At 69.9% G+C, this 21,652-nt stretch carries 17 protein-coding genes and 1 pseudogene; 7 read left to right on the top strand and 11 right to left on the bottom strand.

Going from position 1 to position 21,652, the window contains the following annotated elements; translation table 11 throughout:
• Genes AC068D_RS20720 through cs1 form a run of 4 tightly spaced genes read left to right on the top strand, consistent with a single transcriptional unit; the run spans nucleotide 1 to nucleotide 4,802 of the window.
• Nucleotides 1-1,533, top strand: a complete 1,533-nt coding sequence (locus AC068D_RS20720) for an asparagine synthase-related protein (protein WP_478824464.1) — start codon at nucleotides 1-3, stop codon at nucleotides 1,531-1,533.
• Complete coding sequence (locus AC068D_RS20715) at nucleotides 1,530-2,861, top strand: ATP-grasp domain-containing protein (RefSeq protein ID WP_478824463.1); 1,332 nt, start codon at nucleotides 1,530-1,532, stop codon at nucleotides 2,859-2,861. The genes AC068D_RS20720 and AC068D_RS20715 overlap by 4 nt, the downstream gene beginning before the upstream one ends.
• A gap of 4 nt (nucleotides 2,862-2,865) precedes the next feature.
• Nucleotides 2,866-3,825 carry an agmatinase gene (gene speB, locus AC068D_RS20710; protein ID WP_478824462.1) on the top strand — a complete coding sequence of 320 codons (960 nt, stop codon included), beginning with the start codon at nucleotides 2,866-2,868 and terminating at the stop codon, nucleotides 3,823-3,825.
• Complete coding sequence (cs1, locus tag AC068D_RS20705) at nucleotides 3,822-4,802, top strand: clavaminate synthase Cs1 (RefSeq protein WP_478824461.1); 981 nt, start codon at nucleotides 3,822-3,824, stop codon at nucleotides 4,800-4,802. Before speB ends, cs1 begins: the two co-directional genes overlap by 4 nt.
• Before the next feature lie 213 nt (nucleotides 4,803-5,015).
• On the opposite strand, the gene AC068D_RS20700 is transcribed toward cs1, so the two are convergent.
• The gene (locus AC068D_RS20700; RefSeq protein ID WP_478824460.1) at nucleotides 5,016-5,192 is read right to left on the bottom strand and encodes a hypothetical protein; all 177 of its coding nucleotides are present in this window, start codon (nucleotides 5,190-5,192) and stop codon (nucleotides 5,016-5,018) included.
• 403 nt (nucleotides 5,193-5,595) lie between these two features.
• On the opposite strand from AC068D_RS20700, the gene AC068D_RS20695 reads away from it, so the two are divergent.
• Nucleotides 5,596-7,329 (top strand): ATP synthase subunit B family protein, encoded by a 1,734-nt coding sequence (locus AC068D_RS20695; RefSeq protein WP_478824459.1) that lies wholly within the window; start codon nucleotides 5,596-5,598, stop codon nucleotides 7,327-7,329.
• Nucleotides 7,330-7,958: 629 nt separating this feature from the next.
• On the opposite strand, the gene AC068D_RS20690 is transcribed toward AC068D_RS20695, so the two are convergent.
• The 3 genes and pseudogenes from AC068D_RS20690 to AC068D_RS20680 form a co-directional block, all read right to left on the bottom strand.
• Complete coding sequence (locus AC068D_RS20690) at nucleotides 7,959-8,219, bottom strand: hypothetical protein (protein ID WP_385433691.1); 261 nt, start codon at nucleotides 8,217-8,219, stop codon at nucleotides 7,959-7,961.
• 351 nt (nucleotides 8,220-8,570) lie between these two features.
• A pseudogene (locus AC068D_RS20685) lies at nucleotides 8,571-8,907 on the bottom strand (transposase); the annotation flags it as partial.
• Between the two features lie 45 nt (nucleotides 8,908-8,952).
• Nucleotides 8,953-9,471 carry a flavoprotein gene (locus AC068D_RS20680; protein ID WP_478824458.1) on the bottom strand — a complete coding sequence of 173 codons (519 nt, stop codon included), beginning with the start codon at nucleotides 9,469-9,471 and terminating at the stop codon, nucleotides 8,953-8,955.
• 231 nt (nucleotides 9,472-9,702) lie between these two features.
• On the opposite strand from AC068D_RS20680, the gene AC068D_RS20675 reads away from it, so the two are divergent.
• Nucleotides 9,703-10,206: a cupin domain-containing protein gene (locus tag AC068D_RS20675; RefSeq protein WP_478824457.1), complete on the top strand. Its 504-nt coding sequence runs from the start codon at nucleotides 9,703-9,705 to the stop codon at nucleotides 10,204-10,206.
• 276 nt (nucleotides 10,207-10,482) lie between these two features.
• Here the strand turns inward: AC068D_RS20675 and AC068D_RS20670 are convergent, their stop codons facing one another.
• From AC068D_RS20670 to AC068D_RS20655, 4 genes are all read right to left on the bottom strand, one after another.
• Nucleotides 10,483-10,944, bottom strand: a complete 462-nt coding sequence (locus tag AC068D_RS20670; protein ID WP_478824520.1) for an anthrone oxygenase family protein — start codon at nucleotides 10,942-10,944, stop codon at nucleotides 10,483-10,485.
• Between the two features lie 235 nt (nucleotides 10,945-11,179).
• Nucleotides 11,180-12,757, bottom strand: coding sequence for a vWA domain-containing protein (locus tag AC068D_RS20665; protein ID WP_478824456.1), 1,578 nt, complete (start codon nucleotides 12,755-12,757; stop codon nucleotides 11,180-11,182).
• 140 nt (nucleotides 12,758-12,897) lie between these two features.
• Nucleotides 12,898-13,776, bottom strand: a complete 879-nt coding sequence (locus AC068D_RS20660; RefSeq protein WP_478824455.1) for an ABC transporter permease — start codon at nucleotides 13,774-13,776, stop codon at nucleotides 12,898-12,900.
• Nucleotides 13,773-16,634 (bottom strand): alpha/beta fold hydrolase, encoded by a 2,862-nt coding sequence (locus AC068D_RS20655; RefSeq protein ID WP_478824454.1) that lies wholly within the window; start codon nucleotides 16,632-16,634, stop codon nucleotides 13,773-13,775. Before AC068D_RS20655 ends, AC068D_RS20660 begins: the two co-directional genes overlap by 4 nt.
• 471 nt (nucleotides 16,635-17,105) lie before the next feature.
• On the opposite strand from AC068D_RS20655, the gene AC068D_RS20650 reads away from it, so the two are divergent.
• Complete coding sequence (locus AC068D_RS20650) at nucleotides 17,106-18,305, top strand: S8 family peptidase (protein WP_478824453.1); 1,200 nt, start codon at nucleotides 17,106-17,108, stop codon at nucleotides 18,303-18,305.
• A 454-nt stretch (nucleotides 18,306-18,759) separates the two neighbouring features.
• Here the strand turns inward: AC068D_RS20650 and AC068D_RS20645 are convergent, their stop codons facing one another.
• From AC068D_RS20645 to mmsA, 3 genes are read right to left on the bottom strand one after another with little or no spacing between them, the layout of a single operon-like run.
• Nucleotides 18,760-19,746, bottom strand: a complete 987-nt coding sequence (locus tag AC068D_RS20645; RefSeq protein WP_478824452.1) for an LLM class flavin-dependent oxidoreductase — start codon at nucleotides 19,744-19,746, stop codon at nucleotides 18,760-18,762.
• Nucleotides 19,747-19,750: 4 nt separating this feature from the next.
• The gene (locus tag AC068D_RS20640; RefSeq protein WP_478824451.1) at nucleotides 19,751-20,125 is read right to left on the bottom strand and encodes a hypothetical protein; all 375 of its coding nucleotides are present in this window, start codon (nucleotides 20,123-20,125) and stop codon (nucleotides 19,751-19,753) included.
• Nucleotides 20,126-20,137: 12 nt separating this feature from the next.
• Nucleotides 20,138-21,640, bottom strand: a complete 1,503-nt coding sequence (mmsA, locus tag AC068D_RS20635) for a CoA-acylating methylmalonate-semialdehyde dehydrogenase (RefSeq protein WP_478824450.1) — start codon at nucleotides 21,638-21,640, stop codon at nucleotides 20,138-20,140.
• Nucleotides 21,641-21,652 lie beyond the last annotated feature (12 nt).

Below are 21,652 nucleotides of genomic sequence, written 5' to 3'. Positions count from 1 at the left end.
ATGGAGAAGCAGGATTTCCCTGCCGCCTTCGGTTTTCTGGCCTCCGCCCGACTGGGCGAAGGCCGGATACCGGGCGCGGCCTTCGCGACCCGAGGAACGTGCACCAGGCTCCGGGAACGGCTGCGCACGCAGACGCTCGCCGTGTCGCTGGTGCATGACCCCACCCAGACTCCGGACCCGGCGCTCGCGCGCGATGCGGACACCGCCGTGCTGATCGCCGGCGAGATCTACAACCGGGGCGAACTCCGCTCCGTACTGCCCGGTGCCGACGAGGGCGACGGCGACGCACAGCTGGTCCTGAGGCTGTTCCGCCGCTACGGCCACCATGCCTTCCGCCTGGTCAACGGGCGCTTCGCCGCGGTCGTCTCGGAGGGGCAGCGCATGCTCCTCGCCACCGATCACGCCGGTTCCGTACCGCTGTATCTGCGTCCGGGACGCGGCGAGGTCGTGGCGGCGACCGAGGCGAAGACGCTCGCCCGGGACGCCAGTCCGCAGGGCCTGCCGATCGCCGGGGCGCGCCGCGTCCGACGGCTGCCCGGGCTCTACCAGGTTCCCGCCGGCGCGGTCATGGTCATGGACCTCAGGAGCGGTACCTGTGAGACGCACCCGACCTGGACCCCGCCGGTCTCGCGCCGCATCGTCGAGGAGAACGAAGCGATCGAGGCCGTACGCACGGCACTCGACGCGTCCGTACGGGCCAGGCTCGCTCCCGGTTCGACCCCGCTGGTGGTGCTGTCCGGCGGCATCGACTCCTCCGGGGTCGCCGCGCTCGCCCACCGGGCTGCCGGCAGCCTGGACACGGTGTCCATGGGCACCGACACCAACAGCGAGTTCCCGCAGGCCAGGCTGGTCGCCGACCATCTGGGCTCCCGTCACGGGGAGTTCAGCCTCCGGACCCGGGATCTGCTCACCCAGCTTCCGCACACGGTGTGGGCAGCGGAGTCGCACGACCCTGACATCATCGAGTACCTCCTCCCGCTGACCGCTCTCTACCGGGCGCTGAGCGGGCCGCGGCGCAGAATCCTCACCGGATACGGAGCCGACATCCCGCTCGCCGGGATGCATCGCGAGGACCGGCTGCCCGACCTGGACTCCGCCGTCGCACACGACATGGCCACCTTCGACGGGCTGAACGAGATGTCGCCGGTGCTCTCGGCCGTGTGCGGCCACTGGTCGGCCCATCCCTACTGGGACCGGGAGGTCCTGGACCTGCTGGTCTCACTCGAGGCCGGACTCAAGCGCCGCTACGGACGCGACAAGTGGGTCCTGCGGGCCGCCATGGAGGGACTGCTCCCCGAGGAGACCGTGAACCGGCCGAAGCTCGGCGTCCACGAGGGCTCGGGCACGACCTCCTCCTTCTCCCTGCTGCTCGCCGATCACGGCATACCGGAGGAGAGTATCCACGGCGCCAAGCGGCTCGTGGTCGAGGAGCTGTTCGACCGAACCGTCGTCGCCGGCGACCATCCGGACCAGGTGAGCACCGGCTCGGTGGTGGAGTCGGTGGCAGCCCGGCTGAAACGGGGTGCCGCATGACGGCGTACACCGGTTCACCGGGTGTCACCGGTTTCGCGGGCAAGCGGCTCGCGCTCGTGGAGTCGATGCTGCATTCCGCCTTCTACGACGGCATCCACGCGGCCCGCGAACTCGGCTGCGAGATCTGGCTGCTGGTTCAGGGCGTGGAGTGGTACACGGACGGCAAGCCGTTCGCCGACCATCCACTCTCCCGGGTCGACAAAGTCATACACACCGATACGCACGACCCCCGCGCCATCATCGACGCGATCACCGACAGCGACGGACGGCCGCTGGTCGACGGCATTCTGTCGTTCTCCGACTACCACACCGAGGCCACGGCCACTGCCGCGGAGACCCTCGGGCTGCCCTCACAGGGGCTGGAAGCGGTGACCGCCGCGAACCACAAGCACCTGCTGCGGAACCTGCTCGGCGACGATCCCGCGAACGTCCCGCATCTCCTGGCCATCTCGCCCGACGAGGTGCAGGACGCCATCGACCGGGTGGGGCTGCCACTGATCGCCAAGCCCCCGTCCGAGGCCATCTCGTACGGCGTGCGCAAGTGCCACGACGAGGCGGAGGCACTCGCCGCCTACCGGGAACTGTCCAACGTCAAGCGGTCGTTGCGCGGCCAGCCGCGACCCGGGCATGTGCTGTTCGAGCAATACGTGCCCGGGACCGAGATCTCGGTGGAGTCCATGACCGCCGGGGGCGTGACGCACTTCTACGGCGCCACCTCCAAGGAGCTGCACGGCGCGACGATGCTCGAGGAGGCCCACAGCTTCCCGGTACCGCTCGCCCCGGGAGTGTGGGAACAGGTCACCGCCGCCGTGGACCGGGCGCTCAGGGCCATCGGATACCGGCAGGGCCCGGCCCACACGGAGGTGAAGCTCACCGACGACGGCCCCAGGATCATCGAGGTCAACACCCGCCTCCCCGCGCACATGATCTCCACGATGGTGGCCGACGTCTGCGGCGCCGATCCCCATCTGGCCGCCAAACTCCTCGCGCTCGGCGGCGATCCCCGGCCGGGGATCGCCGGTGACGGCGTGACCCCGGCGGCAGCGGTCGTCGTGCTCTTTCCCGACCGGCCGGGCGTACTGACCGCGGTGCGCGGCATCGACCGGGCGGAGGAGATGGGCGGCGTCACCGTCGCGCTCCACGCCGACCCGGGCACCCGGGTGGCCTCCCGCCTGGACAACTCGGCCTCCGTGGGCTTCGTGTACGCGCATGCGCCGACTGCCGGCGCGGCGCTCGCGAAGGCGCGCGGGGCGGCTTCCCTCATCACCGTCGAGACCGTCGAGCCCGGGACCGCCGGGGACGTCAAGGAAACCGAGAAGGGGGACTGAGCCCGTGGAACGCGTCGACTCGCATGTCTCACCGCGCTATGCACAGATCCCCACGTTCATGCGCCTGCCGCACGACCCCGAACCCCACGGCTACGACGTGGTGGTGATCGGCGCCCCGTACGACGGCGGCACCAGCTACCGGCCGGGCGCCCGGTTCGGCCCCCGCGCCATCCGGAACGAGTCGGGGCTGATCCACGGCGTCGGCATCGACCGCGGCCCCGGCACCTTCGACCTGATCAGGTGCGCGGACGCCGGGGACATGGATCTGACCCCGTTCAACATGCACATCGCGATGGAGACCGCGGGCTCCCATCTCTCCAGGCTTCTCGGCGACAACGCCGCCTTTCTGATGCTGGGCGGCGACCACTCCCTCACACTTGCCGGGCTGCGCGCCGTCGCCGAGCAGCACGGACCCGTCGCCGTGGTCCATCTCGACGCGCACTCCGACACCAACCCGGCCTTCTACGGCGGGGAGTTCCACCACGGCACGCCCTTCCGGCACGGCATCGACGAAAAGCTCATCGACCCGGCCTCGATGGTCCAGATCGGCATCCGCGGTCACAATCCCAAGCCGGACTCGCTCGACTACGCACGGGGGCACGGCGTCCGGATCGTCACCGCCGACGAGTTCGCCGGCCTCGGCCCGGCCGGCACCGCGAACCTCGTCCGTGAACGGGTCGGCCGACGTCCGGTGTACGTCTCCGTGGACGTCGACGTCGTCGACCCCGCCTTCGCACCCGGCACCGGGACTCCCGCCCCGGGCGGGCTTTCGTCGCGTGAACTCCTTGCGCTGCTGCGTTGCATCGGTGACCTCGACCCCGTCGGCTTCGACGTGATGGAGGTCTCTCCGCCCTACGACCACGCCGGGATCACCTCCCTCCTGGCCACCGAGATCGGCGCGGAGCTGCTCCACCAGTACGCCCGCGCCCACCGCCCCGGAAGTGAAGGAGACCACCAGCAATGACCACTCCGGTCATCGACTGCACCCCGAACCAGGACCGGCTGCGGGCGCTCGCCGCGCAGCTCCCGCAGGTTCCGCGCGGCGACCTCCACGGATTCCTGGAAGCCGCGAAGGAGCTCTCCGCACAGCTGCCGGAGGACCTGGCCGGTGCGCTCGACGCGTTCAGGACCCATGGCAACGAGGACGGCTATCTGCTGCTGCGCGGCCTGCCCGTCGATGCGGACGAGGAGCTGCCCGGCACGCCTACGAGCACCCCGGCTCCCGCGGACCGCCCGCTGCTGGCCATGGAGGCGATGCTGGCCCTGGCCGGGCGCAGGCTCGGGCTGCACACGGGCTACCGGGAGCTGCGTGCCGGCACGGTGTACCACGATGTGTATCCGTCGCCCGGCGCACACCACCTGTCGTCGGAAACCTCCGAGACGCTCCTGGAGTTCCACACGGAGATGGCGTACCACGTCCTCCAGCCCAACTACGTGATGCTCGCCTGCTCCCGTGCCGATCACGAGCGCAGGGCGGAGACCCTGGTCGGCTCCGTGCGCAAGGCCGTGCCGCTGCTGACGGAGGACGTCAGGGCGCGGCTCTTCGAACGCAAGCTGCCCTGCTGCGTCGATGTCGCCTTCCGCGGCGGTGTCGAGGACCCCGGCGCCATAGCCAACGTCAGGCCGCTGTACGGCGAGCCGGACGACCCGCTGCTGGGGTACGACCGCGAGCTCCTCGCCCCGACGGACGCCGAGGACAGGCAGGCGGTCGCCGCCCTGTCCAAGGCGCTGGACGAGGTCACCGAATCGGTCCGGCTCACGCCCGGCGATGTGCTGATCATCGACAACTTCCGTACCACCCACGCCCGTACGCCCTTCACCCCGCGCTGGGACGGCAAGGACCGCTGGCTGCACCGCGTCTACATACGCACCGACCGGTACGGCCAGCTGTCGGGCGGCGAACGGGCGGGCGACGTGGTCGTCTTCAGCCCCCGCCGCTGAGGAGGCCCTCCGTGCGCCCTCCGGCCTGCCCGGAGGGCCGTCGGGGCGGCTGCACCGGGGCGAGCGCTCGGACCGCCGGCTGCGGGCAAGGAGCCGTACGGCACGCCGACCACGTCGGCGTCACCTTGGTCGCCCGGAAATTCACGATCACAAAAAGGCAGGGCCTTGGACGGCTGACCGTCCAGGGCCCTGCTCCGTCTTTCTCTGGATTGCTCAGAGTCGGCGACCACCTCGGCAGTTCTGGATCGTTTCAGCCGCCATCATGGCGACCGCGATGATCACGACTGCCCAGGTGCTGTTGCCGTGCGTCGCTCCCGTGGCGATGTAGCCGGCCAGGGAGGCGGCCGCGTACGTACCGGGCCTGCCGGTGATGCTGGCCTTCGCTGACATCAACGCCGGAGGAACGGGTACGCCGATGCGCTGCCAACCCTGACGGGGGGCTGGCTGCTTGTCCTCGCCCTGACCGGCGGGCGGTGTGTCATGGTGGTTCGGGTGCACGTCTCTCCTCAAGGGGGGTGTACTCCCTGCCGCCCCGATGGGTCGCTAGCCCGGGGCGGCAGGCCTCAGACGCGTTGACGGTTTCCCGCCCCGCACGAGGGGGTTTGGAAAACCCAGTAAATCCCTGATGTGATTGTCCGTCACACCTCAGAGGGGTTTGGCCTGGTCGATGCCGGACAAGCCGGGGTGACCGGACGGACAAGAAGGGCGAGCCAGTATGCCTGGCCGACAACGCGGGCCGTTACAGGGGGAAACCCCGGAGGCGGACGCCTTTGCCCAGTGGCTTCGAGACCTCGTGGGCGACACGACCCAGCGTCAGCTGGAGGAGAAGTTCAAGTACAAGCGTCAGAGCTGGAGCGATTTCCTCAACGGGCGCAAGCTGCTGCCCAGCTACCTCCTCGACGACCTCCTCCACACCTACGCGGACAAGAACAAGAACAAGCGCGGGGAAGGCGAGCGGCTCCTTCGCGAGGCCGAGGCAGCCGCACTCGGCAAGGGGGTCGTCCAGACGGAGGAGGACGAAGAGCCTTCTCCCGAGACACCCACCGAACTCGCCATACTGCTTGATCAAGCCCGTCAGGGCCAGATCGAAGCCGAACGCGCCCTGTTCTCCGTGGGTCAGATGGTCTACATGCTTTTGGGCATCGTCGCCTCGCTCAAGGACCGCTGCGCGGCCCTGGAAAGCCAGCAGGCCCAGGCGAAGGCCGAGGGCAAGGCCGAAGCCCACGAACAGTTCGCCCATGAGCTGCAGGAATCCAAAGACCGGCAAGAGGTGGCCGAACGCCAGCTCGATCAGGCCAGAAGGGAGCGCCAGGAAGCAGAAGAGATCCGTGTCGCTGCCATGCAGGCTGCCGAGCAGCATCAACGGGCCCTGCAGCGGACCTCGGAAGACAGCGTTGATGTCCCGCACGCTCGCGTGCCTGAGGATGATCAGCCCACGGTCGCCGCGCCCACGGCAGTACGGCCACTGTACGAGTACGACGCGGTACTGGAACAGTCGGAAGAACGGCTGGGACAGCAGCAAGAGAAGCTGAGCGAGCTGCGCACCCGTGTAGGGCTGGAACCGCCAGGCGAAGCGGAGGGCAGCCCGATTGTCCGTATGGAAGCTGCGGACAGAGCGGACAGCACTCAGCAGAGCCCAACCAGATCCGACGGGTTCTACCCGTACCCGAGCACAGCGTACGGAGATGGGGCCCACGGCTACGACCTCTATGGGAGCTACCGGGATCCCTACACAACCTATCCGGCAGTTTTTTACGGGGCATACCCGGCGGATCCCTACCAGTCTCCTCCTGACACGGCGCCGTATTCGTACGAGGAGCCCTCCCCTCCTGCGCCGCTTCAGGAACCAGGCGCTCCCCCGGAGGAAGTCCCGGATCCTTTTGTCCACGCATTGTCCGCGCTGTCCGCTCGCGGAACCGATGAGCATTCCATCCTGACCACCGACGAGCAGTTGCTCGCGGAAGCCGAGGCGCGCAGAAAGGCTGAGGCCCGCGCCCGCGCCGGAGCGGGGCCCTCCCACAGGTCGCCCGAATCGTCGGAATGGCTGAAGGGCGGCGTTCCACAGGTCGTGGGCCCGACCACTCGGGTAGGTCGGTGGATGCAAGCGGTGGACGAGACGACGGCGCTTCTCCGGCGGTGGCCGACGAGCAGGCAGGCGGGCCGCATCTGGAGAATGGGAGGGCTGCTGCTTTCCTGGGTGCCGGTGATGATCTGCACGAACACCTCAAGGGCGCTGCTCTTCAGCAAGCCTGACAAGCCGGTGTGGCTGCTGATTTGCGCCTGGACCCTGCCACTCTTGGGTCTTCTCCTCGGCATGCTGATGATCCGCAAAGCGGAGCGGACCGCGTACGTCGCTCACATCACGTATCTCGATGGGGGCGACCCGCTGCCTCTGCTGCTGTTGCGCATCGTCCGGCCGACGGCTGTCGTCCTGGGGGCCGTCGCGTTCTTGGTGGACCCAGCTCGCTTGGGGCCTATCGGATACCTCGCAACCAGCCTCGCCGCGCTTGTCTCCCCATCGGGCTGAGCCGAAAAGAGCTGGCTACACACATACAGCGCCTGAAGGGCAGATCGGGGTGGGCCTGGGGCGGCGACGTCGCGACTGCGGAGCCGGCCGCCACAGTTCTCAGCTTCGGCCGAACCAACGCCGCAGGCCTCGTCGACGGGCAGGCCGGTCGGCTGCCGGCGGAGGCCGGAGCGGCAGCGGGGGAAGCGGCGGCGGTGCTGGCATTGACGGCTGCGGCTCTGCGGTCGGCTCCTGCTCAGCTGGGGAAGGTGCAGCCGGGGCGGCGCCGGAGGCAACTACCGATTCGAAAACTGGTTCATCGCGCGGGGGCGTTGCAGCAGCAGGCGATGGGGCAGGCTCGGCGCGGGCTGGCGGCTTGAATGGGGCGGGGGCCTGCCCGGCTGGACGAACAGGTGCCGTAGGGAGGCATCACACGCCTGTTCCTGGAGATCCAGGCTCGCGGCTATCGCGGCAGCCGCCAGGTCGTTCGCAAACACCTCGCCGCCCTCCGCGCGGCACCGCCGAACCGGTCCGGGCCGACATCCCGAGTCCTCGCAAGATCACCTCGTGGATCATGCGGCCCCGGGAGACGCTCACCGAGGAGGTCCTCGTCAGCGAGGCTGACGAGGACCGTCAGCCAGGTTCGAGGGCTAGTTGCCGATCTCGGCATATCCCCAGGAGAGCGAGGAGTTCACTTGGGTGCAGTACGCCCAGGACCAGCTGCCGCTGCCCACCCTCTTCCACTGCTGGCCACGGACTTCCTGGCCGTTCTTGCACACCGCGACAGCCCGGAAGTAGCGGCCTTCCGCGGAGCTGCAGTAGGTGCCGAAGGTGTTGGAGTCCTGCGACTTCCGACAGCTGGCCGCTGCCGAAGCCGAGGACGGGTCTGCCACCGCTGAGCTGCCGCTCATCACGACCGTGCCAGCAGTCAGCGCCAGTCCAGCCGCTGCGACAGAGACTGTCCGAAGAAGTTTCACGATGAGATCTCCCAAGCGTAGTCGGTAGGTTCTCGAGCAGGCCAGGCCCCTTTCCCGCAAGCGAGGACCAGGGGTATCCGGGCCATAGGCTCCGGCTCTCGTGCCAGTTCCACGATGCCGGTACCGCTTTGCACAAACCTTGCGGAAACCTTGAAACAGCAGGTCAACACACCTCTCGACAGAGAGACCGATCGCCACGGCAACCTGGGTTGGGAACAGCTGAAGTTCTCCACGCCGCGTGATCCTGCGGACGTGGCGCAGTTTGTCGCGCTGCGGGTGCTACACCCGGAGACCGACTTCTGCGCAGCGGGCACGGCACGCCGTGGAGTCGACGCTCAGGTCCCACGTGATAGCACCTTCCGCGTCAGCCAGGGACTGAAGACGGGTGAGGATCCGGTGCCAGGCGCCGTCCCGCTGCCATCGGCGGAACAGGTCGTGGATCCGGCCCACGCCCGTACTCGACGGGCACGTCCCGCCACGGAACACCTGTCCGGACCCGGAACCGTATGCCGTCGATCAACTGCCGCCGAGGCCAGACTGGCGGCCGCCCCGTCCTGGCACCGTTCGGCAACAGCGGCTCCAGCACCGCCCACTGCTCGTCCGTGAGATCTCCCCGCCCCATGAACCGTGATCATTCACAGCCCGAGATCCACTTCCGATACAAGGCCTAGCCGCCGGCGGCGGTGTCGTCCGCCGACGCGAGGAGTTCCAGTGCGTGCTCCCAGCGGAAGCTCTCGTCCGTACCGAACAGCACGCCCATCCCGCGCAGCCGCTTCACACTCTCCTGGTACGCGGGATGGGCGGCGAGCGCGGCGTTCACGCTCGGCAGGACCGCGGTGGGTACGCCCGCCCCGTACGCCTCGCACAGAGTGGCCACCGCAAGGGTGTCGGCGATACCCGCGGCCCACTTGTTGATGGTGTTGAACGTCGCCGGGGCCACCGCCATTGCGTCCGCGGGCGGAAAGGGCCGTGCCACGCCCGGTCGGCGCCAGGCCGAACGGACCGGGTGCCCGGTCATGGCCGTCACGGCGTCGGCGTCGATGAAACCGAGACCCTGCGGAGTGGCGATGACGCCCACGTCCCACAGCTGTTCCTGCGCAGCGGTGATCAACTTGCCTACGTCGCCAGCGTTCCCGGCCGCGCATACGATGACGTAGAGGAATGGCCTTCCGGGCTGGTCGGTCACGCGGGTTCTCCAGTTCGAGACTGCTGAGGACTGTTTCGGAGCGCCTCGGAATTCCCAGGACCGCTTCGGACCACTTCTGCCTGGTCGGAACCGATTCTGCGGGAGTGCCGGACACCCCGGGGGTGCGCGGGCAGCGTACGGCCACCGGCCATGGGCGGTCCGTGCGGGATACCATCCGTGGCTCTGGGGTCCGGCGAGGATCGCGTGGGGATCGAGCGCAGGAGGAACCACATGACATCCCCTTCCGGCCCGGGCGTGCTCGCGCGGCTGGCCGAACTGAGCGAAGGAATCGCGGAGGACCGCAGCGGGGCACTCTGGCGCCTCTCGGCGGACGGCCGCCAGCTCGACGCCAACGTCGTCCGGCTGCCGCCGGACACCCATGTCGCCGAACACATCGAACCCGATCTTGACGTGCTGCTCCATGTCACCGGCGGGAGCGGCCTCCTCCATATCGACGGCGAGCAGCAGGACATCGCCGCCGGTTCGCTGGTCTGGCTGCCGCGCGGCACCCGCCGGTCCCTGCACGCCGGCCCCGAGGGCCTCATCCAACTGAGCGTTCACCGGCGGCGCCCCGGCCTCGCGATCAGGACCGCCGACGGGGCGGGCGCGGCGATGGACGGGGGTGAGCCCGTGTGTCTGCTGGACCGCGTCTGCGTGGAGTGCGGACGGCTCGCCACGGAATCGGACGCACGCTACTGCGGCCGCTGCGGGGAGCGCCTTCCCGACGCCGGCTGAACCGGGCCCGGAAGGAGACGGGTTGTCCCGCGTGGGGGATCGGCCCCTGCCGGAGTGGGGACGACCGGGACAACCCGCCCCCGGCCTGCCCGGCGGACCACACCGGAGTTCGCGCCGGAGTTCGTTGTGCCGGAGTTCGTTTCGTGCGGTGTACGCGTGCAATGCGGAGCAGAGGCGCCGTGCGATCCGACAACGTTGTCTCGGCATGCCGCACACGACCGTACAAGAGTTCCCCCTTCTGCGGACGGTCCGGCTGTTGCCGGCGTCGGCTTTGCGTCACACGAGCGAGGCCCAGACGAGGAGGACGAACGAGACGAGGACGAGCACCGTACGCACGGCATGGAACCGGTTCCACTTGGCTTCGAACGCCGCACGCACCTCGGAGTCGGGGGACGCCACGGAGGATGCCAGCGCGTTGTTCAGCGGGATGTTCCCGGCGAGCGTGATCAGATGATTGAGCACCGCGCAGACCAGCCCGGCCAGGACGAGCCACATCCGGGCGTCCGAACGGCCTTCGGCGGGCACGGCGAGCGCCGCCACGGGGAACGCAATGATGGCCAGAAAGACCACCAGGAACACGGCACGTGGCACCTCTTCGTTGATGCGCCGCATGGCCGGGACGAACTGGTCGTCGGGGAGCCTCGCCAGCGCGGGCATGATCCCGGTCAGAAAGATCAGCATGAAACCCGCGTACAGGCCGGTGGAGATGACGGCGAGGGCGAGCAGCAGGGAGGCCACCATGCCGCACATTCTGACGTGCCGGGCGCTCGCGCGCAGCACACCTGCCGCACCGGGCCAGCGGTCTGCCGGCCATGGCCGGGGCGGGCGCCGTCCCACGCCCGTCCCGGCCCCGCGGTTCCGCCGCCGCCCTGGAACCGGGACCGGTCGCGGGCCTCGGTCCGTCCCCGCCCCGGCCCAGCCCCTCAACCGCACCCGCACCCGCACCCGCACCGCGGACGACGGCCCGTCGGGCTCACCCGAGCAATGCGTCGGCCTGGCGGATCGACTCGGCCATCTGACGCACCGACGCGTCCTCCGTACGCCGCGCGAGGGTGCCCGCCCGCTCGGCGAGGTCGGCCATTGCCGGCGCCCCCGGTGTCCCGGCGCCGCGCAGCGCCTGGGCGAAGTACGCGGCCGTGGCGCTGACCTGGAGCCGGGGGGCGGTGTCCGCCGACCAGAGATCGCGGTCGAGCGCGGACGCCTCCACCGTGCCCGACGCCTCGTGCGGCGCCCGGCTGCGCGGATCGAGCCAGCGCACGGTGGCCGTGGCGACGTGGCCGTCCGCCCCTTCACGGAGCCGTACCGCGTAGAGCGCGGTCACGGTGTGGCCGGGGCCGACCTCGCCTCCGTCCACCCTGTCGTTGCGGAAGTCCTCGTCGGCCACTTCCCTGTTCTCGTATCCGATCAGCCGGAACTCCTGAACCGTCTCCGGGTCGAACGCGACCTGCGCCCTGGCGTCACGCGCGCGCAGCTCCACATGGGCGGGAAGCTGGTCGACGAACACCTTCCGGGCCTGCGCGGAGGTGGACACATAGGTCGTGTGGCCGTCACCGCGGTTCGTGAGCCGCTCCATCAGCTTGTCGCCGTACTCACTGCCGACCCCCACGCCGAACAGCGTGATGCCGTACTCCCTGCGGGACTCCCCGATCCGCTCCAGGATCGCGTCGGCCTCGGTCTCACCGGTGTTGGCGAGCGCGTCGGACAGAAGCACCACCCGATTGTTCGCGCCGGGCCTGCGTCCCTCCACGGCGACGTCATAACCGGTTCGGACACCGGCCTCCACATTGGTCGAGTCGGTCGGCTCCAGCCCGTCGACGATGCGGTGGACACGATCCCGGTTGCCGTCGAGCCGGGTCATCGGCAGCCGGGTCTCCGCCTCGTCGCTGAAGGTGACGAGGGCGATCGAGTCGTCGTCGCGCAGCTGGTCGGTGAGGATACCCAGGGACTCGCGGACCAGGTCGAGCCGACCGGGCTCGGCCATCGACCCGGAGATGTCGACCACGAACGTGAGGGCGGCCGGAGGGCGTTCACCGGTCCTCGTGGACGTACGGGTGGCCAGACCCACCCGCACCAGCGACCAGTCCCGCTCCTCTCGGCCACCCGCACGGGCGCCGTCCACGGTCACGGTGAAGCCGTCACCCGCGGGGCGCGGATAGTCCTGGCGGAAGCTGTTGACGAACTCCTCGGGCCGTACCGAGTCCGGCTCCGGCAGTCGCCCTTCCGACAGGGCTCGCCTCGCGTATCCGTACGACGCCGTGTCCACGTCCAGCGCGAAGGTGGACAGGAGGTCGGCCGGTGGCGCGAACTCCCGCTGCGTGTCTCCCTTCTGCTCGCCCTCGCGCGCCCTTCCGTCGGCGCCCTCCGCAGGCCGGCCGCCACCGTCGGGTGGCATCGGTGCCGCCGGACCGTCCTCCGCCCGGTGCGCACCTCCCGACGCACGGTCGGCCTGCCCGCTCGCGGAGCAGCCGGTCACCAGCACGGCGCCGGCCAGCAGCGCGACGAGCGCTCCCCTGAACGCCCTTGTCCGATTCGCCCTTGCGCAGAGATTCATCTTCGCCCCCTGGATCGTCAGCACTGTGAATGTGACGTCCGGGACGGCCCGAAGGAGCAGTCGAAGAAGTTGCGGATGAGTCTCGATGCGGCAACGGCGGCACCCGCCGGAAGGGGTCGCCGAGTCGGGGCGACGGTCCGTCAGGACACGATGTCCTTGCGGGCGAAGCCACGGAAGGCGAGGGCGAAGAGGACCAGGGCATAGGTCACGGACACCGCTGTCCCCTTCAGCATCCCTCCCCACTCCAGTTGCGGCTGCAACGCGTCGGCCCAGGCGAACTGCCAGTGGGCCGGGAGGAAGTCGCGCCAGGAACCGAGCGCCGTCACCGCGTCCAGCACATTCCCGATGATGGTCAGCCCGACCGCACCGCCGACCGCACCCAGCGGGGCGTCGGTCCTCGTCGACAGCCAGAACGCCAGCCCTGCGGTGACCAGTTGGGACACAAAGATGAACGCGACGACGAGTGCGAGCCGCGGCAGGGTGTCGGCGGTGGCCAGGGTGCCTCCGGTGGGCAGCTCCAGCGGACCCCAGCCGTAGGCCGCCGTGCCGGCCGCGAGTGCGACCAGTGGCAGCAGCAGCATCGCCGCCGCGCTGAAACCGAGGGCCACGATCAGCTTCGACCACAGCAGCCGGGACCGGGGCACCGGTGCCGCGAGCAGATAGCGAAGGGAGGACCAGCTCGCCTCGGACGCCACGGTGTCCCCGCAGAACAGCGCGACCGGCACCACCAGCAGAAACCCGGCCGATACGAACAGACAGGTGGCGGCGAAGTTCGCGCCGGACGCGGTCGCCGTGTCCATCAGCGTGATCCGGCCGCCGCCCCCGCCGCGCTCGTCCGGTGCACCGCCGATCGCGAAGGCCACGATCAGCACGAAGGGCAGTACGCCCAGGATCGCGCCCATCACGAGCGTCCGCCTGCGCTTCAGCTGACGTACCGCCTCGACGCGCAGCGGCAGGGTGTGCCGCGCCCGGTAGCCGGGCGCGGTCGCCACGGTCGTCCTGGTGTGCACGGTGCTCATGCGGATGCTCCTCCGATCAGGGTGAGGAAGGCGTCCTCGAGGCGTCGGTGCGGCCCGACGCCGGTCACCGGTACGTCCAGCCGTACGAGTTCGGCGATGAGCACGGTGGCGCTCGCGCCGTCCAGACGGACCAGCAGTCCACCCCCGTCGTCGGTGCGGACGGCGGAGCCGATCCCGGGCAGGGCCGCGATCTTCTCCACGAGCGGCTCGGACGGCGCGGCCGCGGTCGTCACCAGCAGGGTGTCGCCCGCACCGGTGATCTCGGCGACCTGGCCCGCCTGCACGAGCCGTCCGCGGTCCATGACCACCAGATCGGTGCAGGACTGCTCGACCTCCGCGAGCAGGTGGCTGGAGACGATGACGGTCCGGCCCCCGGCCGCGTACCGGATCATCACGTCCCGCATCTCACGGATCTGTGGCGGGTCGAGCCCATTGGTCGGCTCGTCGAGGATCAGCAGATCCGGCAGTCCGAGCATGGCCTGGGCGATGGCGAGGCGCTGGCGCATGCCCTGCGAGTACGTGCGCACGGCGCGGGCCAGCGCGTCGCCGAGACCCGCGATGTCGAGGGCCTCGTCGAGGTGGGAATCCTCGGCCGGCCGGCCCGTGGCCCGCCAGTACAGTTCCAGGTTCTCCCGCCCGGACAGGTGTGGCAGGAAGCCCGCACCCTCGACGAACGCGCCGACCCGGGAAAGGACGGGCGCGCCCGGCCTGATGGCATGCCCGAAGACCCGGATCTCGCCCTCGTCGGGAGTGATCAGGCCCATCAGCATGCGCAGCGTGGTGGTCTTGCCCGCGCCGTTGGGGCCGAGGAGTCCGAGAACCTGGCCCTTCTCGACGCGGAAGGACAGGTGCCGCACGGCGTACCGGTCGGCCGATCGTGCGTAGCGCTTGGTCAGCCCGGTGATCTGGAGCGGTACATCGGCCAGTTCGGGATCGGGCGCGGGTGCGGTGCTGCGGCGGCGGGCGGTGAGCAGCAGCGCCGCGGCGAGGGCGGCGCCCGCGGCCGGCAGGCCCCAGACCCACCAGGGCAGTGCGGCCGCCTGGGTGGTGACGTCCGTCGCTGTGGGCACCGTGAGCTGCCCCGACAGGGAAACGGTGTAGGTGGCCGGGGCGACCGGGGACGCATAGCCCAGGTCGGTGGCGGCGAGGACCAGCCGGAGCCGGTGCCCTGCCTCGACCTTGTGGTCCACGGCGGGCAGGGTCAGCTCGACGGCCTTGCCGTCCTTGGCTCCCTCGACCCGCACGGGGGCGACGAGCTGGGCGGGCAGCACCTGTTGGCGTCCGTCGGGTCCGACGTCGTACAGCTTGCCGAAGAGCACCGCTTCCCCGCTGTCGGACGTCACATGGACGCGGACCGTGGGCGAGCCGGTGATCCGCGTCTGCCGCTCGAGCGGGCGGGAGTCGAAGCGGGCGTGCTGTCCGGGGAAGTCGAGGGAGAGGCCGACACCGAGGGAGGAGAGCCCGGACAGTCCGCCTCCGATGCCGGGCACGGCGGAGATCCCGGGCGGGTTCGCGCCCGCGGGATTGCGGAAGCTCTGGGTCCGGCCGGTGAGTTCGACCGTGCGGGCGTCGGCCCGCAGACCCGGGTAGGCGGCCGCGGTGGCGCCGCGGAGTGTCGCCTGCCCATCGGTGGAGTCGACGCCTCCGGTCCTGCTGACCCGGAAGGCGGGACCGGTGTCCACGCTCGTGTCCCCGTTCAGATGACGGTCGAACCATGCGGAGACCCGCCCCTGGACACGGTCGCCCTCCAGATCACCACCGTCGTGCCCGCCTGCGATCCAGTCCACGGCGACGGGCGCGCCGTTCCTCTTGATCGCCTCGGCCATCGCGTCGGCGTGCGAGAGCGGGAAGAGCGAGTCGGACTGGCCCTGCACGATGAGCGTGGGCACCTTGATCCGGTTCCCGACGGCGGACGGGCTGCGCGCCTCCAGCAGTGCGCGGGCCTCGGCGTCGGGCTTGCCTGAGGTGGCGACGCGCTCGTACATGGCGCAGAGCACGGGCTCGAAGCGCCCGCAGGCGGGCACGGCACCATCGGCCCGAGGCCCCGACGGCCTGCCTGCGGCGACCGCCGCACCCGGCCCGTCCGGCGCCGGGACCCCTTCGTCCGGGCCTGCGGCGACGGCGGGGCTGTCGCCGCCGGTCCCGGTCGCGGCCTGCCCGCGCCCGGCCGGAGCCTCCTCTTCCGCAGGGGCCTCGGGGATGTCGGGCGTGAGCCCGGACGTACCCGCCGAGCCGGTGGTGAAGAACATGCCGGCCCAGAGCTTCTTGAAGACTCCGTCCGGGAACAGCGCATCCGCGAGGTTCCAGTACGTGACCGCCGGGGCGATCGCGTCCACTCTCCGGTCGTGGCCTGCAGCGAGCAGTGAGATCGCGCCGCCGTAGGACGCGCCGGTCACTCCCACCCGGGGGTCGCCGTCCGCGTCCAGTCGTACCTCGGGCCGCTTGGACAGCCAGTCGATCAGCCGGGAGACATCCTTGACCTCGCGGTCGGGGTCGTTGAGGCCGATCCGGCCGGTGGAAGCGCCGAAGCCGCGGGCGGTCCAGGTCAGGACCGCGTATCCGTCACGTGCCAGCTCCTCGGCCTGGCTCCGTACCGAGTCCTTGCTGCCGCCGAAGCCGTGCCCGAGCAGCACGGCCGGCCTGCGCCCGTCGTCCTTGCCCGAGGTGAAGTACGAGGTGTCGATCCTCGCCCCCGGCACGGTCAGCACCTGGTCCTTGCGGTGCACGGAAGGTGCGTCGTCCGATGCGGCGGCCGTCCAGGTGCCGGCGCCGACGAGGACGGCGAGCGCACCGAGCCCGGCCGCCCATCGCCCGCGGTACCGGGACACGGCGTCCCGCCGGGGAAGTCGGATCTTCATGCTGGAAACCCTAAACGGACGCAGCCGCGACAGCCGCTGCCGCCAGGCGGAAGTCACAGACCTCCTCGGGTAGTACCCGGCGCCCTGTCCGTACACCAGCCGCGGTATGCGCGTCCGATATGCGGCACTCGCAGCCTTGCACACGGTGCACATACCGGCGGACCGGGACCGGGGAATGAGACCGGGAATTCACGAACGACAGCAAATTCACCGCGCTGACCTGGCACTTCATGACTCCTTACGGTTCGGGTGATTCGCGTCGAGGGGCCATCGGAATGCGTGAGCCGAAATACCCAGCGCAAATGTCGGCGATGTCCGCCAAATTCCGTACGCCACCGGGACATTGATTCGAACCCGCCAGTAACAACCTCTTGTTTTCCCCGATCACCGCACGAGACGCTGTGCCGCACATCCGCACGAGCCGCGCGGATGTTTGTCGTGTTCCGATCAAGGAAAGGTCAGGTGCACGAGATGAGATTCACTGCCCGGCGCTCCATACGCCTGGGCGCACTGCTCCCCGCAGTCGTCCTCGCGGCCGGTCTCCAGTTCGCCGTCACCCCCACCGCGCAGAGCGCGTCACTCGGCGATCTCCGTCTCGCCCCCACTGCAACAGCTGTCGGGAACAGCTGGATCGTCGTCCTCAAGGACGGCAGCACCCGCGTCTCCGATTTCGCCGCCGACGAGGGTGTGACCCCCAAACACACCTACCGCTCGGTCCTCAACGGCTTCTCCGCCGCGATGTCCAAGGCGAAGGCCGCGCAGGTCGCCGCCGACCCGCGCGTGGCTTACGTCGAGCAGAACAGCGTCGTCCGGCTCAATGAGACCCAGACGAACGCGACCTGGGGCCTCGACCGCGTCGACCAGCGCAACCTGCCGCTGTCGACGACGTACACGTACAACGCGTCCGCTTCGAACGTGAACGCGTACATCATCGACACCGGAATCCGCACCTCCCACGGCGAGTTCGGCAGCCGCGCGAGCGTCGGCACCGACACCGTCGGCGACGGCCGGAACGGACAGGACTGCCAGGGCCACGGCACCCATGTCGCGGGAACGGTCGGCGGCGGCAAGTACGGCGTCGCCAAGGGCGTGAAGCTTGTCGCCGTGCGCGTCCTGGGCTGCGACGGCTCCGGAACGACGGCGGGCGTCATCGCCGGTGTCGACTGGGTGACGGCCAACGCCGTCAAGCCGGCCGTCGCCAACATGAGCCTGGGCGGCTCGGCCAGTGCCGCTCTCGACAACGCGGTGAAGCGGTCCATCGCCTCGGGCGTCAGCTACTCGGTCGCGGCCGGCAACGGCATCCTGATCGGCATCCCCGTGAACGCGTGCAACTCCTCGCCCTCCCGCGTGCCCGAGGCGATCACGGTCGGCGCGACGGACAGCTCGGACCGGCGGGCATCGTTCTCCAACTACGGAAGCTGCCTGGACCTGTTCGCGCCCGGCGTGGACATCACTTCGGCGTGGAAGGACAGCGACACGGCGACGAACACCATCTCCGGTACGTCGATGGCCACCCCGCACACCGCAGGAGTCGCCGCGCTGTATCTCGCGCAGAACCCCACGGCGACCCCGGCCCAGGTCCGTGACGCCCTGGTGAACAACGCGACGAACGGCAAGGTCGTGGACCCGCGTGCGGGCTCCCCGAACAGGCTGCTGCACTCGCGGTTCTGATCGCGGCCACGGCCACTGCGCCGCGCTGTTGCCCGAGGAGCCCCCTCCCCGGCCGGGCGGACCCGCTCCTCGGGCAACAGCCTCGCGCGGCACCCTTCGGACCCCCGCCCCGCACCGGACCATGGATCTCGTGCCCGAACGGGGTCATGTCGTCGACGGCCACGGTCTCCGGGTCGACAAAAGCCGGCACCGACACGCCACTTGTGTGGTGCCGCAGCGCGGTGACCGAGACCACTGCCTGTGCGAACTGCGCGACCGTCAGCAGGTTCGTCCTGTACTCCGAGGAGGACCGTGTCGTCTCGGGTTCCCCGGGAGTCAAGCAGTGGGCGACAGACATGCCCCGAGCCACGCCACCATGAGCACCCGCCGGCCAGGAGCGCCTTCCGGGAGATCTCCGCCGGGTCCCGCATCAGATCTGCCACCGCACATCACGCCGGACTGCGTGGCATCGTGGTTATGCCGCCGTTGGCATCATGACGTGCTGCCGGACGAGTTCGTAGGACCTCAAGCGGTCGGCCAGCGCATAGATCGGCGTCACCAGCATGAGCTCATCCGCACGGGTCACGTCCACGAGGTCGATCAGGCGCTTCGCAACGGTCTCGGGCGAACCGTGGGCCTGTTGGGCGCGGAAGCTCGCCAGCGCCTGCACGTCCTCCGCGGCGAACGAGTGGGGGGCTGCCTGTTCGGGCGTGGGGAAGGGGATGTCGCCCCGCCCCTTGAGGAGTTCCGCCTTGACGACATTCATCGGGCCGGCAAGCCGGGCAGCCTCCTGCTGCGTCTCGGCGCATATCGTTTCCACGCAGATCAGCACACGGGGACGCGCACACCAGCGGGAGGGAGAAAAGCGCTCGCGGTAGTGGTCGAGCGCGGGGAGGGTGTTGTCAGGACGAATGTGATGGGCGAAGGCGATCGGCAGTCCGAGTTCCGCGGCAAGCGCGGCTCCGGCCGTGCTCGAGGACAGCAGCCACGGCTCCGGGAGCGGGTCCAGCGCGACCTCGTCCACCAGGAGACGCAGAGTCTCTGACACATCGTCCCGGTACTCGTCGTCCGTGGTCGGTCCGGCGCCGCGCCGCAGGGCCCGAGCCGTCGGCTCGTCGAAGGTACCCGGGCCACGGCCGATGCCCAGATCGATACGGCCCGCGTGCAGTGCGGCCAGCGTGCCGAATTGCTCCGCCAGCATGATCGGGGCGTGGTTCGGAGCGAGAACGCCCCCGGATCCGAGACGGATGGACGACGTCAACGCGGCAGCGTGGGCGGTGAGGACGACGGGCGGGAACGCCCCGATGGCCGGGGAATGGTGATGCTCGGCGTACCAGAGTCGCCGGTATCCGAGGTCTTCCATACGGCGGGCGAACTCGGTGGTGTCTCGTAACGTGTCTGCGGCTCGGGCACCCGCTTGGACCATGGCCACTTCGAGCGCGCTGAGCGGTACGGTGATCATTCGGTCAGTATAGGAAGCGCCCGTTGGCGTTCACGCCTGTGCGCGCGAGGCCGCCCGGGACGATCGGCATCGCCGTCCTCGTCTTCCTGACGACCGGCAGGACCGGCAGGACCGGCGGTACCAGCGGGACCGGCACCAGCAACTGGACGCCGATGGCCGGGCCTTGCGCCTGGTGGACGGTGCCGTTGGACTCGGTGTGCAGGGCGCGGACCCGGTGCCTCGGCGGGTCATGACGCACGAACCCGGCACTGCGGGCGCTGCCGAAGCGTGCCGCGCACGAACTCCGGCCGATCGTCGACGAGCCCGACGAGCGCTGTTGAACGGCCGCGCGGCCCGTACGGACGAGGCATCCGTACGGGCCGCGCGGCGTCCTGCGCAACGTGGCGGAGTATCAGTGGTTGCGGGGGAAGCCCAGGTCCACACCCACCGGGGCCTCGGACGGGTCGGGCCAGCGGGTGGTGACGACCTTGCCACGGGTGTAGAAGTGCACGCCGTCGTTGCCGTAGATGTGGTGGTCGCCGAAGAGGGAGTCCTTCCAGCCGCCGAAGCTGTGGTAGCCCACCGGCACCGGGATCGGCACGTTGACGCCGACCATGCCCGCCTCGATCTCCATCTGGAAGCGGCGGGCGGCGCCGCCGTCGCGGGTGAAGATCGCGGTGCCGTTGCCGAACGGAGAGGCGTTCATGAGCGCCACGCCCTCCTCGTACGTCTCGGCGCGCAGCACGCACAGCACGGGGCCGAAGATCTCGTCCCGGTAGGCGTCGGACTCGGTGGAGACCTTGTCGAGGAGCGACAGTCCGATCCAGTGGCCGTCCTCGAAGCCCTCGACCGTGTAGCCGGTGCCGTCGAGGACGACTTCGGCGCCCTGGCCGGCCGCGCCGTGGACGTAGGAGGCGACCTTGTCACGGTGGGCCTTGGTGATCAGCGGACCCATCTCGGAGGTCGGGTCGTTGCCCGGGCCGATCTTGATCTTCTCGGCACGCTCGCGGATCTTGTCGACGAGCTCGTCACCGATCGCACCGACCGCGACGACCGCGGAGATCGCCATGCAGCGCTCACCCGCGGAGCCGTACGCGGCGGAGACCGCTGCGTCCGCAGCCGCGTCCAGGTCCGCGTCCGGGAGGACCAGCATGTGGTTCTTGGCGCCACCGAGCGCCTGGACGCGCTTTCCGTTGGCGGAGGCGGTGGTGTGGATGTACCGGGCGATCGGCGTGGAGCCGACGAAGGAGATCGCCGAGACGTCCGGGTGCTCGAGGAGACGGTCGACGGCGATCTTGTCGCCGTGGACCACATTGAGGACGCCGTCCGGCAGCCCCGCCTCGGCGAACAGCTCGGCGAGCTTCAGCGAAGCCGACGGGTCCTTCTCGCTCGGCTTGAGGACGAAGGTGTTTCCGCAGGCGATGGCCAGCGGGAACATCCACATCGGCACCATCGCCGGGAAGTTGAACGGCGTGATGCCGGCGACGACTCCGACCGGCTGGCGGATGGCCGCGACGTCCACCCGGTTCGACACCTGGGTGGACAGCTCGCCCTTGAGCTGGGTCGTGATTCCGCAGGCCAGATCCACGATCTCCAGACCGCGGGCCACCTCGCCCAGCGCGTCGGAGTGGACCTTGCCGTGCTCGGCGGTGATCAGCTCGGCGATCGCGTCGCGGTTCGCGTCGAGGAGCGCCCGGAAGCGGAAGAGGATCGTCGTGCGCTGGGCCAGCGAGGACGTGCCCCAGGTGGCGAACGCGGCCTTGGCGCTGGCTACGGCGGCGTCGACCTCCTCGACGGAGGCGAGTGCCACCTCCCTGGTCACGGCTCCGGTCGCCGGGTCGGTGACCGGACCCCAGTTGCCGGACGCGCCCTCGACGGCCTTGCCACCGATCCAGTGGTTGACGGTCTTCGTCATGACGAAAAGCTC

This window comes from Streptomyces sp. NPDC043861, assembly GCF_056435905.1.
Note: the sequence above shows the minus strand (reverse complement) of the source record. Positions and strands in the feature narration are given on the sequence as shown.